This is a genomic window from Acinetobacter sp. CAU_H_78 (assembly GCF_058599365.1).
In genome coordinates this window covers 330,230-346,633 of sequence record NZ_CM178652.1, presented here as the reverse complement: position 1 = coordinate 346,633, position 16,404 = coordinate 330,230, and the positions used below count along the sequence as shown (strand labels likewise).

General features: G+C 41.5%; 12 protein-coding genes. 1 reads left to right on the top strand and 11 read right to left on the bottom strand.

Annotation, left to right across the window (positions count from 1 at the left end; genetic code table 11):
* Positions 1 to 130: 130 nt before the first annotated feature.
* Positions 131 to 595 (top strand): heteropolymeric bacterioferritin subunit Bfr, encoded by a 465-nt coding sequence (bfr, locus tag AC4MCD_RS01615; protein ID WP_175966220.1) that lies wholly within the window; start codon positions 131 to 133, stop codon positions 593 to 595.
* Positions 596 to 648: 53 nt separating this feature from the next.
* On the opposite strand, the gene AC4MCD_RS01610 is transcribed toward bfr, so the two are convergent.
* From AC4MCD_RS01610 to aroB, 11 genes are all read right to left on the bottom strand, one after another.
* Entirely contained in the window at positions 649 to 2,283 is a 1,635-nt protein-coding gene (locus AC4MCD_RS01610; protein ID WP_491876474.1) for a PglL family O-oligosaccharyltransferase, read from the bottom strand.
* A gap of 88 nt (positions 2,284 to 2,371) precedes the next feature.
* Entirely contained in the window at positions 2,372 to 3,094 is a 723-nt protein-coding gene (gene tfpZ / locus AC4MCD_RS01605) for a TfpX/TfpZ family type IV pilin accessory protein (RefSeq protein ID WP_491876473.1), read from the bottom strand.
* Entirely contained in the window at positions 3,091 to 4,758 is a 1,668-nt protein-coding gene (locus AC4MCD_RS01600; RefSeq protein ID WP_491876472.1) for a PglL family O-oligosaccharyltransferase, read from the bottom strand. Before AC4MCD_RS01600 ends, tfpZ begins: the two co-directional genes overlap by 4 nt.
* Before the next feature lie 51 nt (positions 4,759 to 4,809).
* A complete protein-coding gene (locus AC4MCD_RS01595) occupies positions 4,810 to 5,319 on the bottom strand; it encodes a pilin (RefSeq protein WP_491876471.1) in 510 nt (169 codons plus the stop codon).
* A gap of 210 nt (positions 5,320 to 5,529) precedes the next feature.
* A complete protein-coding gene (locus tag AC4MCD_RS01590; protein WP_491876470.1) occupies positions 5,530 to 6,090 on the bottom strand; it encodes a TPM domain-containing protein in 561 nt (186 codons plus the stop codon).
* The gene (locus tag AC4MCD_RS01585; RefSeq protein WP_491876469.1) at positions 6,084 to 7,124 is read right to left on the bottom strand and encodes a TPM domain-containing protein; all 1,041 of its coding nucleotides are present in this window, start codon (positions 7,122 to 7,124) and stop codon (positions 6,084 to 6,086) included. The genes AC4MCD_RS01590 and AC4MCD_RS01585 overlap by 7 nt, the downstream gene beginning before the upstream one ends.
* Positions 7,125 to 7,175: 51 nt before the next feature.
* Positions 7,176 to 7,769 (bottom strand): LemA family protein, encoded by a 594-nt coding sequence (locus AC4MCD_RS01580; protein ID WP_491876468.1) that lies wholly within the window; start codon positions 7,767 to 7,769, stop codon positions 7,176 to 7,178.
* Between the two features lie 270 nt (positions 7,770 to 8,039).
* A complete protein-coding gene (locus tag AC4MCD_RS01575; protein ID WP_491876467.1) occupies positions 8,040 to 9,461 on the bottom strand; it encodes an FAD-dependent oxidoreductase in 1,422 nt (473 codons plus the stop codon).
* 72 nt (positions 9,462 to 9,533) lie between these two features.
* Positions 9,534 to 14,009, bottom strand: a complete 4,476-nt coding sequence (gltB, locus tag AC4MCD_RS01570; RefSeq protein ID WP_491876829.1) for a glutamate synthase large subunit — start codon at positions 14,007 to 14,009, stop codon at positions 9,534 to 9,536.
* Between the two features lie 451 nt (positions 14,010 to 14,460).
* Entirely contained in the window at positions 14,461 to 15,312 is an 852-nt protein-coding gene (locus tag AC4MCD_RS01565) for a hypothetical protein (protein WP_491876466.1), read from the bottom strand.
* A gap of 11 nt (positions 15,313 to 15,323) precedes the next feature.
* Positions 15,324 to 16,403 carry a 3-dehydroquinate synthase gene (gene aroB / locus AC4MCD_RS01560; protein WP_491876465.1) on the bottom strand — a complete coding sequence of 360 codons (1,080 nt, stop codon included), beginning with the start codon at positions 16,401 to 16,403 and terminating at the stop codon, positions 15,324 to 15,326.
* Between the last annotated feature and the right edge of the window lies 1 nt (position 16,404).

Genomic DNA, 16,404 nt, shown 5'->3' with positions numbered 1-16,404 from the left:
AAGCTTTTTGATTGCGATTTTCATTTGCAGTTCAATAAATTACTCGCCATTGCTCGCTCGAATGATTTAAGATAAGTTAATCAAAAACCCATAGCGATAAATGGGTCAACAGGCTATATGGAGTGATACGATGAAAGGCAATCGTGATGTAATTAATCAGCTGAACCAGGTGTTGTATCACCACCTTACAGCGATTAACCAGTATTTCCTGCATTCACGCATGTTTAATGACTGGGGCATTGAAAAACTGGGTTCGGCAGAATATAAAGAATCCATCCGCCAGATGAAGCACGCCGATAAAATCATTGAACGTATTTTATTTCTGGAAGGCTTACCAAACCTGCAACATCTGGGCAAATTATATATTGGCCAGCATACTCAAGAAGTACTGCACTGTGATGTACGCAAAGTAAAAGAAAATATTGAAGTCATTCAGCAGGCTGTAGCTTTGGCAGAAACACAGATGGATTATGTGACTCGAGACTTAGTGCGAGAAATTCTGGAAAAAGAAGAGGAATATCTGGACTGGACTACGACTCAGCTAGATCTCATCGAAAGTGTTGGTATCGAAAACTATATTCAAAGCCAGCTCTAAACCTAAAATGAATCAATAAAAAAGCCAGCAATTGCTGGCTTTTTATATGGAATTTATCTTGGCATATCCTGAACTAATTCCTCATAACTGAGTTCGGTTTTCTGAATGACTTTTAAGCGTTGCAACTGATGCTTGGCTTCATCTTCATAGCCATTAAAAGCCAGTAATTTGGCATATTTGATCAGGTTATACTTAGTCGGATAACTTAATACCATCTGCTCACCTGCTTGAACCTGTTGAGGAGATGCTTTGCTATAAGGATTAAGACGAATCCAGTCAATACGATGATTAAATTCTGTTAATAAATAAATTGGCTGTTGATTGGTGATTTTTTCAGGCTGTTGCTCATAACGAATACTTTGCCCAAGTTTTGGTACAGCGACATCATAATCCCGATAGATCACAATCAATAACAGCAGCCCAGATCCAAAAATGATTTTCATTGCTACAGAGGGCAAACTAACGGTTTTAATATTCGGATTTTGGGCTAGAACCGTACCAATAATAAACCCAACCGGTAAAAGGAAATAGGCATAGTGCTGTGGAAACTCAAACATGGCATGAGTAAGAAAAGCTCCAATCATTAAAATACCAATGACAGACTCAGGAGTTTTCACCCATCTTTGAAGCTGATAACCTAAATAGCCGAAATAGGCTAAAAAAGGCAGACCAACAATCAGCCCATTCCATAGTAAGAAATCAATAATAAAGTTATGTGCACTTCGAATCCAAACTGGACCTTGCACCGTATCACTGATCGAGACAAAGGCAACACTGGTCTGATACCAGCCATATCCAAACCATGGCTGTGCCTGAATTGCCGCTAGCATTTGCTGCCAAATCGCTAAACGAGACATATCGCCTGTCGCACGTGCTACTACATCGCGGCTTTGTACCACATCTGCATCTATCGCCTGAGCAGCTAACTGGCTAAGTAATGGAAAAACAGCAATACATGCAATAAAGAAAACAAACCATATAATACTGTAATACCATTTCAGACGGATCACACCTTTATATTGATAGAAAGCTAAATAAAGGATAATCGTAATCGCAGCCACCCATGCAGTTCGTGACTGACTTAAAGCCATGCCAACAACAATGATTGCCGCACATGCAAATAACCATTTAATCTGGATTTTTTTCTTCTCATACAGATAAAGACAGCTCATCAATGCCATGACCAAAAAAGTCGCCATATTGTTCGGCTGAGCAAAGTTGGCATAAGGTCGCTGATTACCACTGATATTAACCATACCAGGTAAGCTTGCATCCAAGTTAGTCCACTGACACAAAGTAATTAAACCTGTGATTGTTCCTGAAACTAAAAATACATAGCTTAAGTTGGTAAAAGTTTCTTCTCGGTCATAGTTTCCTGTTGAAAAGTGATAACCCAACACGCTAGCCAGCCAAAAGCTAAACACGAAAATAAAGCCCAATATGGCGGCGCTAAAGAAAAACACCTGTCCCATAAGAAATTGGATCAGCGGGACACAGGCAAGCACTAATAAGGACAGACTGACCGCAGGAATTTTGAGTTTTTCTTTTAAGCAAATTGCAGCTAATGTAAATAGCGCAAAAAAGGCATAGAGTTCACCAGTATAAGTCACCCAAGGCCGGTAATGAATGGGCATAAGCCATGCCAGGGCGATCAGAATTGCTGCGATAAGGGCAAGCGTTAATTTCATGTGTAGTTCAGGAAAAAGAAATTTTACACATGATAATCAAAAAAGCAGATTAATAGGTAATCTGCTTTTTTGATCGTGCGACATTAGACTAGTTCCAAGGGCGGAGGTCGACGATTTTAATGACTTTATATTCTTTATCCACCAATACAGTCATATCTAAATTATTTGCTTTTAGTGGAAAGAAACCAATGGCTGTTGGATATTTTGATAATATTTTACCTACCTGCAAAGGTGAATTATATTTTGATAAATCATTCAAACTAAGCACTTTTTCCGTCATCTGTTGCTTAGCACTCTCTAGTGCTTGGTAAAACTCAGGTCTTTGACTTAAAGACACTCCGCCAAAGACTTCATCAAACATGACTTTTTCTTTTAGTTTATGATCTTTTGGATATTGCACCGCCACATAGCTTGGATATGATCCAAAATTGTCATTGTGTTGATAATCATTACTCGCGATCTCGTTCTTACGGACAAGTTCAAAGCGATCTATGTTGTATGCAATATAGGCTGGTCGCCCTTTTTCAATACTATACAAACCATAGATCAGCGCTGAGAGCTGAATCAGAATAATAATAGCCAAATCCATTTTTAAAGTTTTCTTGCCTTCTTTATAAACAATGAAGCCAAGCACTGGACCCACGATCACATCTATCGCTAGCATCATTAAAAATAAATGCGTTACCCCTACTGCTTGTGCAAGCGGAGATGGATACCAAAACAAGAATACTAGTACTAAAGCCAAAAATGCAATAAATATGGATAATGTAAAATGACCAATAAAAAATCTAATTCTATTATTAATAGTCATTTGGAAGCTCCTGAATTCATCCATTCAAATGCTAAGGTTGGCTGTACATCATATAATGAAGCCAGAGAATATTTTTTACCGTGCATTTTTTCCAAAATATCCAAGTGATCTTGTGCACTTTTTTCTTGACCATTAAGCGCCAAAACTTGTGCGTAACGATAAAGTGCAGAAGATGAAGCATATCTATACGTCGCTTCTTTTACTTTGTTAATTTCTATTTCACTCATATACTCGTTTGGCTGAGTTCTCATTAACGCAATTTTTGCTTTTAATTGAGTTAAAAAAATAATATTTGGTGATTGTTTATCTGCATGCAGTTCACCTATATTTAGAATTTCAAAACGTGCTAACATCATGTCTTTTTCTAACTTTAGATAGTCTATAAAAATAACAATATATAAAATACCTCCAAAAAATAAAATTAAAAATGCTTTCTTTTTTAGTACAATCCCTTCAGAATTAAGCGATGTTTCTCCTTGAATTAAACCAAATAAAAATCCTATAGGTAATAGAAAAAAAGCGTACTCTAAAGGATACTCAAACATACCATGTACAACTACTGCACCTATTGCTGATAAAAACCAAAAATTGTCAATTTTATTAGCATATTGAATAAATTTAAATAACCAGGAAAATATAAAAAATATTATAATTAAACCTAGTGGAATACCATTCCAAACCAGTAAATCCAACAAAATATTATGTGCATGTTCTGTCCACTCATAATATGGATATTGCAAAGTCGTTTCTACTTGAGCAAGCCCCACTTGTTGCCAACCATATCCTGAAATTGGTTGATTTAAAATCGCCACTAACATTTGTTGCCACATATTTATACGGGCCATTCCTCCATTAATACGATCTTCCAAAGAATATGCTGATAATAGAAGGATTTCCGAAAAATAAGGTACTAGAAATGTAAATAAAACAAAAACACTGACACAACAAAATACATTCTTGGTTTTTATTTTAGTCGATTGTAATAACCTACCCTTCCACCACCACCAAATGATAAAAAATAAAATAAATACCCAAGGTGTCCTAGATTGAGTTAGTGCGACACCAAATATTAAAACTATTAGCGCCACTGAAGTAATTAAGGTATTAACCCTCCCTTTCTCATATAAATAAATTAAAGAAAAAATACTTAATACATAGAAAGTAGCTAATGTATTTGGTTGTGCAAAATTTGCAGAAGGTCTTGCATTTGGTGGGAGTTCAGAAATAAATACAATATATTTTCCAAACATAAACCATTGTGAAATTTGAGCATAAAAACTGACTAAAGCAGAAAATACTATCAGTCCTGAAAATATAATAAAGCTTTTTTCACGTTGCTCCGGAATGATTGCTAAATTTCTTCCCGTTGCGAGCACAAAAACAAAACTTAAGATATATATACATGCAAGCAGAGCATCACCAAAAAATATAATTTTCCCAAAGCAATATTGAAATAAAGGAATTATAGCAATTATTAAAAAAATCAAATCCGAATATAGAAATGTAATTTTTTTTTGTGTATACAACAGATAAATTAATAGACTAATTAGACTGAAAAAAATAAAAAACTCTGAATGAGCCGTCACCCAAATCCCATAATGAAATGGATTCAGCCAACTCAAAAATGCACTAACTGTGATGAGTAATAGTAAGGTAATTTTCATTATATATCCATAAAAAAAGAGAGGCCTAAGCCTCTCTTTATATATAATCTATTATTGACCGCGACATGAACCTGGTAAATATTTAGATGCAAGTGCAGTTGTAGCTGTGATCGCTGGGGTTCCTGTAGCGCCAGATACACCACATTTCCAAGCATTTACTACTTGTCCACCTTGAGCAGCTAATAATGTACCAGCATTATCTGTAGGGATCATATAAATCATTTTACTTGCTGCATCTTTTAAGCTGGTATCTGCAGAAGTTTTAACAGCAATTTCCCCTCGCTCCGTAGTAGTTACAAATTGCACATATTTAGTTGCAGCCGAAGCAGCACTACCAGCTTCACATCCCCATGCACCAGCAGCTGGTAAAGAACCAGAAGATGATTGGAATACTTCTGAGACCGTTGTACGGCAAGTAGAACCTGCTAAAATCGCTTCAGAAACTTTAGCACGGATTGTATAATCTTGATAAGCAGGAAGTGCAACCGCAGCAAGAATACCGATGATCGCTACCACGATCATTAATTCAATAAGGGTGAAACCCTTTTGCATAGTTTTCATAACATTCTCCACAAATGTTTTTTTGTTTATTTATAAGCTTAAGCAAAAGCTAATTTAGCCTATTTTGTATTTAGCACTAAATGTGCCAACTTTTATTATAATAATTTTGACAGAAAAAACAGCAGTTTAAAAAAATATTTTTCAATTTGTTATTTTTAGGTTTCATTTTGTGTAGATAACTGACAAAAATTGTCATTTATTTGACTAAAGTCACCCTAGAATGATGGGTTTATTCCCTAATTCATTCTTTAAATCATCCATTTTTCGATCATAGTATTGATTTAAAATTTCTCCAATCTGCTTAACACCCAAAATCACCCCATTCTTATACTTCTGTTGCTTCAACTGCTGAATAATATTTTCACAAATCTGATCCCATACATCTTGTGTAGTTGCCTGCTTAATTCCCCGATCAATCACAATTTCAACTTTATGATCACAGAGGTTTAAATATACAAGTACACCACTATTATGCTCTGTATCCCAAACCCCTAGTTCAGCAAAGAGCTGGCGGGCACGACAAAGCGTATCCTGGTAATAAGCAGAACGAGAAGGCAGACACCCTTCAATCACGACTTGAATTTCCCCCACATGCCCATGCTCTGCTTCTTCTACAGCGAATGCAATCGCATGCTGATCCTGCTTGGAGAAAAACCGTTTGGTTGCAGGCATATAAAAAAAGTGCTTAAGCCAGCGCTTAAAACTTGGTTGAGCATGTTCTTCCAGCTTAGGCTGCGTGACAATATCTGTTGTATCTGTAGTTGTTACCATGAGCCTGATGCTCCTCCCCCACCAAAACCACCGCCGCCTCCACCGAAGCCGCCGCCTCCAAAACCACCACGCCCACTACCACCGCCACGGCCTCCACCTGCCATAAAGGCATGCAGGATTAACTGAGCAAGTGAGGTCACGAGCAAAAAGAAAACTCCAGCACCAATTAATAGGCTAGCGACCAATCCCATACCATTGACTAATCCAGCTGCGGTACCAGCTACTGCAGCAGTCGCTGCACTCAGCTTCCTGCCAAAGATCATGGAACCAATGACACCAGCGACGATAATAAAAATAACCGAACCAAAAGTCGCTTGAGATGCTTGCTGCGCTTTATAAGCCTGCTCCTGACGCTCTTTAAGCTCAGCCGCTGCTTGAGCTGCAATCTCAGGATCCAGATTTAAAATACGCTCGATTTCTGCCAGTCCCGCATCTATCCCTTGTGCATACTGACCCTGCTTAAACAAAGGTGTAATTTTGTTATTAATAATCCGTCCAGCCACAATATCCGGCAGAACACCTTCTAACCCATATCCAGTTAAAATCTGGATACGATGGTCATTTACCGCAATGGTCATTAACAAACCATTATCATGTTCTTTTGAGCCCAATTGCCAGCGATCCGCCACACGCATGGAATAGTCAAAAATATCTTCCTGGCCCGTGGTAGGTACAATCACCACGCCGATCTGAGCCTTATCTGCCTGATAAAGATTGATGATTCGTTGACTAAGTTGCTGTTTTTCTGCTGCTGTTAATAAATTTGCCTGATCAATCACCGGCTCATTCATGCTGGGCAAGTCGCGCTGAACCTGACCTTCTGCCATATCATTGGCAATCTGTGGTTGCTGAACGGTTGATTCAGAGTCTGTTGGGGGTTGGGCTTGCTGATTGTTTTGCTGCTGATCTTTCAGAATTTTACTCGCAACCACAACCTCTTCTGCTGTATCCGTAGCAGTCGCGACTTCAGCCCACGTCAAATGACTCATCATCAGCATACATATGATGATCAGATGTCGAGTGATATTCCACATGGTCTGTTTTTTCCTGAAATTCAGCATCTAGATTTTCCCGATTAAATTACTTTAATCAAAAGAGACTTTAGGTGCATTTTGCGCAGCTTGATCAGCACTAAAGTTTGGCTTGGTATCCATACCAATCACTTTTGCAGTCATCACTTGCGGGAATTGACGCACATAAGAGTTATAGTCTTGTACCGTCGTAATGTAACGATTACGCGCTACAGCAATACGGTTTTCAGTACCCTCAAGTTGTACCTGCAGATCACGGAACTGCTCATTAGCTTTCAAATCAGGATAATTCTCGGTTACGGCCAATAAACGCGATAAGGCACTGGTCATTTGTGCCTGAGCTTCCTGATAACGCTGGAACAGTTCAGGATCTTCCAGCACTTCACGATCAACTTTCAAACCTGCAACATTGGCGCGTGCCTGAGTTACTTCAGTCAGTACTTGCTCTTCATGTTTGGCATAACCTTTAACCACATTGACCAAATTTGGCACCAAGTCAGCACGGCGCTGATACTGGTTCTGCACTTCAGACCATGCCGCAGTTACTGCCTCATCCTTGACTTGTAAGGTGTTATAGCCACAACCTGTAAGCGTCAGGGTACTAGCTAACATCAGAGCAATGAAAGATTTTTTTAATACAGGGATCATCTTTTATCCTCAATTCTTTATTGATATTTATTTAATTAATTTGATTTTAAACATATTTTTCTCATTTTTTGTTAATTTTTATAATTTTTTACTTATATCGTTCTTATTCCTTTCGTTATGCTTCAAAGCTACGAATTAATATTGGATATATCTATAAGTTAAAATCCATATCTACTATAACTTCTTAGAACTAAGCTGACTGAATTAGTAAAATGAGGAAAAATAAAAAACCCGCCGTAGCGGGTTTTTTAAATAAATGATTAAATTAGATTAAACATCAAGATAATCCAGAATACCTTCTGCAGCCTGACGACCTTCCCAGATCGCAGTGACTACTAGATCTGAACCACGCACCATGTCACCACCCGCGAAGATTTTTGGATTCGAGGTCTGGAATTTATATTGCTGCTGCTCAGCGGCAACGACACGACCTGAACCATCCAGATTAATACTTACATCAGCAAACCAGTCCGCAGGGCTGGTACGGAAACCAAATGCCAGCAATACCGCATCTGCAGGCAGAATTTCTTCTGAACCTGGAATTGGTTCTGGGCTACGACGGCCACGGCTGTCTGGTTCACCCAGTTGAGTCGTTACCACTTTTACGCCAGTCACTTTGCCATTTTCACCCACGATTTCGATAGGCTGACGGTTAAACTGGAATTCCACACCTTCTTCACGCGCATTTTTTACTTCACGACGTGAACCCGGCATGTTCGCTTCATCACGACGATAAGCACAAACCACTGACTCAGCACCTTGACGGATTGAAGTACGGTTACAGTCCATCGCGGTATCACCACCACCTAAGACAATCACTTTCTTGCCTTCAACGCTGATGTATTCCGATGGATCTTTTTCCCAGCCTTGGCAACGATTAACGTTAGCAATCAGGAAATCCAGTGCATCATACACACCATCCAGCTCTTCACCAGCAAAGCCACCTTTCATATAAGTGTATGTTCCCATACCCATAAAGACAGCATCATAGTCCGCAAGTAACCGGTCGATAGTGACATCGGTACCAATTTCAGTATTCAGACGGAATTCAACACCCATACCCGTGAAGATTTCACGACGGCGTTTCATCACGTCTTTTTCCATCTTGAATTCTGGGATACCGAAAGTCAGCAGACCACCAATTTCAGGACGTTTATCAAATACAACTGGCTTCACACCATTACGTACCAGAATATCAGCACAACCTAGACCGGCAGGACCTGCCCCAATAATAGCCACTTTTTTATCAGTCCATTTCACATGAGACATGTCTGGACGCCAGCCTAAAGCGAAAGCGGTGTCATTGATATATTTTTCAGCATTACCAATGGTGACTGCACCAAAACCATCATTTAAGGTACAAGCACCTTCACACAGACGGTCTTGGGGACAAACACGACCACAGACTTCTGGCAAAGTATTTGTTTGGTGACACAATTCTGCTGCCTGGAAAATACGGCCTTCTGCCAGTAACTTCAACCAGTTTGGGATGTAGTTATGAACCGGACATTTCCATTCACAGTATGGGTTACCACAACCTAGACAACGATGTGACTGATTTGCAGCCACTTCTGTTGTGAAAGGTTTATAAATTTCCACAAATTCTGCTTTGCGGACGTCAATCTCTTTTTTCTCTGGATCTTGGCGTGCGACATCCAGGAATTGAAAGTCATTATTTAGGCGCTCTGCCATCTCTCTCTCCGTGGGTAGACCCAAGGCTTTATTCGCATTACCTTAGGTCTGCCTATATCTGCAGTAGTGGAATTATTGTGGATCAGCTTGAGTTGTTTTCAACAAGGTCAATAAGTTAGCTGCCTTTGGTTTTACCAGCCAGAACTTACGACTATAGAAATCAAACTCATGGCGGATCTTGTACGCCCAAGCACTACCTGTTTCTGCAATATGTTCATCTAAAATGCGAAGCAAGAAGGTCTGATGTTCTTCCATCGCTTCAGTTGAGATACGGTTCAGTTCAATCAACTCATGGTTATAATGATCTACGAAATCATTGTCTAGGTCCAATACATAAGCGAAACCGCCGGTCATACCTGCACCGAAGTTATGGCCTACTTTACCTAGGACGGTCACAATACCGCCAGTCATATATTCACAGCAGTGATCGCCTGCACCCTCAATGACTGCGAAGGCACCAGAGTTACGAACTGCAAAACGCTCACCAGCCGTACCTGCAGCAAACAATTTACCACCAGTCGCACCATACAGACAGGTATTACCAATGATCGCAGTATTTTGAGTCTGGAATGGCGAACCTTTCGGTGGGAAAATCGAGATACGGCCACCTGCCATACCTTTACCCACGTAGTCGTTCGCATCACCTTCCAGTTTCAGATGCAGACCACCGGCATTCCAGACACCGAGTGACTGACCCGCTGTACCAGTTAGATTTACTTTAACCGGATGTGCTTCCATACTCAGGTTGCCATAACGTTTGGCAATTTCACCTGACAGACGTGCACCAATTGAACGGTCACAGTTACCTACGGTAAAGCTGTATTGACCGCCTGTACCTGCTTCGATTGCTGGCAGAATTTCTTCTACCATCTTCTCAGCCAAAATACCTTTATCGAACGGTTCATTACCCTGTACTTCACAGTACTGTGCTTTACCTTCTGCTGCTGGATGTGACTCTAGCAGTTTGCTCAGGTCAAGGTGAGCATGTTTGTCAGTTTCACCTGGCAGGATTTCCAGCAAATCTGTACGACCGATCAGGTCTTTCAGGCTAGATACGCCAAGTGCCGCCAACCATTCACGTGTTTCTTCAGCAATGAAAGTGAAGAAATTGATCAGCATTTGTGGTTCGCCGATGTAGTGCTCTTGGCGCAGATGATCCTGCTGAGTCGCAACACCGGTCGCACAGTTATTCAAGTGACAGATACGCAGGTATTTACAACCTAAAGCAATCATTGGAGTCGAACCGAAGCCGAAGCTTTCTGCACCCAAGATCGCTGCTTTTACGACGTCCAGACCAGTTTTTAAACCACCATCAGTTTGAACGCGTACTTTGCCACGCAGGTCGTTTACACGAAGTGCTTGATGCGCCTCACTTAAACCTAATTCCCATGGAGAACCCGCATGGTGAATCGAAGACAATGGAGATGCTGCTGTACCACCATCATAACCAGAAATGGTAATGAAATCGGCATAAGCTTTTGCTACACCTGCTGCAATCGTACCTACACCCGGTTCAGATACCAGTTTCACCGATACCATCGCTTGCGGATTGACCTGTTTCAAGTCAAAGATCAACTGAGATAAATCTTCGATCGAATAGATATCATGGTGTGGTGGTGGTGAAATCAGAGTCACACCTGGAACAGAATAACGTAAACGGGCAATCAAACCATTCACTTTACCACCAGGTAACTGACCACCTTCACCCGGTTTCGCACCTTGAGCCACTTTAATCTGCAACACTTCTGCTGAAGTTAAGTACGCTGGGGTTACACCAAAACGTCCGGATGCAATCTGTTTAATTTTCGAGTTGCGAATGGTGCCATAACGCGCTGGATCTTCACCGCCCTCACCGGAGTTAGAACGACCACCGATGGTGTTCATGGCAATCGCAATCGCCTCATGTGCTTCAGGAGATAACGCCCCCAAAGACATACCCGCAGAGTCAAAACGAGGCAGGATATCTTCTACAGACTCAACCTGATCCACTGGAATTGAGTTATCAGTTTTTAGCTTGAATAAGTCACGGATGGTTGCAATCGGACGATTGTTTACCAGCTCTGCATATTCTTTAAAGTCAGCATAATTACCAGAACGTACTGCTTTATGCAGTGAGTTAATCACGTCCGGGTTAAACGCATGGTATTCCTTGCCGAAGACAAATTTCAGCATACCGCCCTGATCGATTGGCTTACGGTTTTTCCAGGCTAAATCTGCCAGTTGCTTCTGGTCATTTTCAAGATCAGCAAAAGTTGCACCTTGAATACGGCTCGGAACACCTACGAAGCATTTGTTCACAACTTCATTGGATAAACCGACTGCTTCAAATAACTGACCGCCACGATAAGAAGCCACGGTTGAAATACCCATCTTAGACAGGACTTTCAGCAGGCCTTTTTCAATACCCTTACGGAAATTATTTTGTGCATAGACCGGATCGCCCAGCAATTCACCTTTAGCCACCAGATCATTGATCACGTCATATGCCAGGTACGGATAAATTGCTGTCGCACCAAAGCCCAGCAGAACGGCAAATTGATGTGGATCACGTGCAAAACCGGTTTCAACAATCAGGTTCGCATCAGTACGCAGACCAGTATTGATTAGGTGGTGGTGTACTGCACCAGTGACCATCACAGCATTGGCTGGCAAGTAACCTTCACGGATTTTCTTGTCTGAAAGTACCAATAAAGTTTTGCCGTCACGAATCGCTTGCGCTGATTCTTCGCAAATACGAGCAATCGCAGCTTCCAGACCTTCGGTTTCAGCATAGTTCAGATCAATATCCGCAATCTCATAACCTGTACGGCCTAGCGTGCGGATCTGGTGCATTTTTGAGTTAGACAGAACCGGACTTGAAATAATCAGACGGTCTGCATGTTCTGGACCTTGCTCGAAAACATTTTGTTCACGACCTAAACAGGTTTCCAGCGACATCACAATCGATTCACGTAATGGATCGATTGGCGGATTCGTTACCTGTGCGAACTGCTGACGGAAATAGTCTGATACATGACGTACCTGACGTGACAGAACCGCCATCGGGGTATCATCACCCATAGAACCCACAGCTTCCTGACCGCTTTCAGCGATTGGACGCAGCAACTGGTCACGTTCCTCGAAAGTCACCATGAACATTTTCTGTGCCGCTTTCAGGTTGTCACCTTTCAAGCCTCGCTCACATAGATATTCTTCCAGCTCAGGGCTGCCTTGTAGACGTACAGCATTTTCACGTAACCATTCACGGTACGGACGCATACGTTTCAGGTGATTATTCACATCCTGAGTATCTAATACTTTACCGGTATAAGTATCGATCACCAGCATTTGACCTGGACCCACACGACCTTTAGAAATGACATCTTCAGGTTCATAGCCCCATACACCAATTTCTGAAGCCAGTGTAATGTAGCCATTTTTAGTGATGACCCAGCGTGCCGGACGTAAGCCGTTACGATCCAGCATACAGATCGCATGACGACCGTCTTGGATAACTAAACCAGCAGGACCATCCCATGCTTCCATATGTTTAGAGTTGAATTCATAGAATGCACGTAAATCTGCATCAAGCGTTTCAACGTTCTGCCAAGCAGGTGGAACCAGCATACGTAGCGCACGGAACAAATCCATACCACCACCCACTAGAATTTCCAGCATATTATCCAGACTAGATGAATCTGAACCAGTACGGTTTACGATTGGATTCAGCTCAGTCAAACCTGGCAGTAATGGGTTTTCAAATTTAGGCGTACGCGCCATTGCCCAGTTACGGTTAGCCGTAATAGTGTTGATCTCACCATTGTGGGCCAAGTAACGGAATGGCTGAGCTAGTGGCCAGCGTGGCAATGTATTGGTAGAGAAACGTTGGTGGAAGACCACGATATGTGATGCCAGACGCTCATCAGCCAGGTCAGTATAGAAGTCAGCAATAGCTGCTGGCATCATCAGACCTTTATAGCTGATTACAGTTGAGCATAAGGTAGTCACATAGAAGTATGGATCACTGGTTAACTGCTGTTCAGCACGACGACGTGCAAGGAACAATTTACGGTTGAATTCAACTTCAGTTACACCAATTGGGCAGTTCACGATGATCTGTTCAAAAGCTGGTAGAGACTGCATTGCAATCTCACCAAGCGCATCATTATTCGTCGGTACAACACGCCATGCGATAACGCGACAGCCTTCTTCTTCAATTTCTTTCGTCAGGACCTGTTTTGCATGTGCGGCTAATGCGGGGTCCAGATTCAGGAATACTGTACCCACAGCAAAAATCTCACTTAAGGTAATGTCGCTTAAGCGTTTGGCCTCTTCACGGAAGAATTCTTTAGGCATTGCCAGCAATAGACCACAACCATCACCGGTCTTGCCATCAGCAGCAATACCGCCACGGTGGGTCATACAACTTAGACTATGAATTGCGGTCTTGACCAGATCATGACTGGCATCACCCTGCATATGGGCGATCAAACCGAAACCACAGTTATCTTTAAACTCATCCGGTTGGTATAAACCTTGAGCGGGAGCTACATTATTAGGCGATGGCATGTGCATAGCGTACCCTTCTTTTTCACTAAGCCCGATAGGCTATTAAACAATCTAAATTCTGCTGTGCGTGACTGTCTGATTTACTCCGCAAGCTAAGCAGCTTTATAGAGCAAAATATCATTGAGTATCTTTTCAACATAATCCTTTTTCAGACGGAATGCATGAAAAATAACATTCATTTTGCTGATGGATAAGATAAAAATAAGCAACAAAGATGACAATTACGCCTATTCATCGAATCATTTTCGCGCTAAAACAGGGAGATTAATTCAATTCATGCACCAATAAAGCAAATTTCATGCCAACTTAAGGAGCAAAAATCAAAACAACACAAATGACAAAGATTTAGCCTACAAAAGGAAAATTATGATTATTTATGGTGCGTATTTTTTGCACCAAAAGCGCACATTTATAATAAAGATAAAGTGTCCGTGCGCTATTTTAGACCGGCCTAGTTAAATGGATCACTAATCTCGTTTTCTTGAGCTCGAGAATTGCCATTTGATGAGCGCGGACTTCCTTCGACATGACTTTGAGATTTCTGTACATCCACTACATTACCTTCCTGATCACGTCGAACAATCGTGGTACTCGTGGTGCTTTCTTTAGGGGTGACCATAGGGGCTGAAGGTTGAGCTTTCGGTCTGATCTGTACGGATTCATCGACTTTCGGTAAAGGTACATTTTTCAACTGAATTTCATAAAGTTTTTGATTACTTGCCAGTTCTTCCGAACCCATACTGTTGACTAGACTGGCATATTGTTGCATGGCCACAACTTTAGGCTGGACGGATTTAGGCAAATTCAGATTGAGCGCTGATAAAGCCTGTTGAGCTTCTGCTGCAGTTTTATACAGACCATATAACAATACATATTGTTCAGGCTGGTTCTCACCCGAAAGCCTTAAATAAACAAAAGGCTTACGATCCTGCTGCTTTTTCAGGAAGGTTTTTAGAATGGCTTCATTACCTACACGAAATAGCTCAATCGCATGCTGTTTCTTTACTTCACCAATATATTTGGTTCCACGGAATTCAGGCTCATGACTAACATTGACAACAATTCGAGTATTGAGATCAAGAGGCTTAACCTCATCAGAAAGTGCACCAAGATGGGTCATCGAGGCCACTTTTTCTGGTTGAATCTGTAATTCAACTTCCGTTTCCGGCTTCTTCTCTACTTCTACAACTTCATCTGTATCAGTGATAGCCCAACAAACCAAGGCAGTAAATAGACAGCATACGCCACAGACCAGCCAGAAATAATGCTGAATCTTTTGCCAAGGAGAACGTAATGCTGTCATAAAAATTAAACCTATGCCTGATGAGCTAAAATCGCCTGTTGCATCAACTCGACATTAAAGTCTCGAGTAATGACCGCTTTTCCAAGTTGTTGCAATAATACAAGACGAAGCTGCCCATTTAAAACTTTCTTGTCGTGAGCCATATAAGCCAGAAAATCGTCAAGTGGGATTTTAGGACAAACAATAGGTAATTGCGCACGAGAAATGATTTTTTTTGTACGCTCAAGGTCTTCTAATGAAATCCAACCCATGCGATGGGATAAATCTGCTGCCATTACCATACCGGTTGCTACAGCTTCACCATGTAGCCATTCACCATAGCCCAGATAAGACTCGATCGCATGACCAAAAGTATGACCGAGATTAAGTAAAGCACGCTCACCCTGCTCTTTTTCATCATTCGCTACAATACGGGCTTTATGCGCACATGAACGATAAACCGCTACGGCCAGCAATTGCTCATCACGGGCAATAAGACCTTCCATATTAGCTTCTAACCAGACCAGAAATTCTTCATCGCCGAGCAAGGCATATTTGATCACTTCAGCCAAGCCTGCCGACAGCTCACGATCCGGCAAAGTTGCAAGTTGTGACATATCTGCCAGCACCACTTGTGGCTGCTGGAAAGCACCAATCATATTTTTACCCAGTGGATGATTAATACCGGTTTTACCCCCCACACTGGAATCCACTTGAGAGAGTAAAGTCGTTGGCACCTGAATAAAATATACTCCGCGCTGGAAACAGGCAGAAGCAAAGCCGGCCATATCTCCAATAACACCACCACCGAGTGCCAAAACTGTACAATCGCGGTTAAAACCCGCCTCAAGCAATGCATCAAAAATCAGGTTTAAATGCTCAATATTTTTGTATTTCTCACCATCCGGCAAAATACAGGTCGCCGCAGTTTTACCCAGATTTTCCAATGCAGCCTTATAGCGATCTAGATAAAGTGGTGCCACCGTATCATTACTGACAATCATCACCTGTTTGCCATGAATATAAGGTTCAAGCAGTTCCTGAGGATTCAAGTTACTGCCAATAAAAATGGGGTAACGACGTTCACCGAGTTCGACATATAAGGTTTTCATG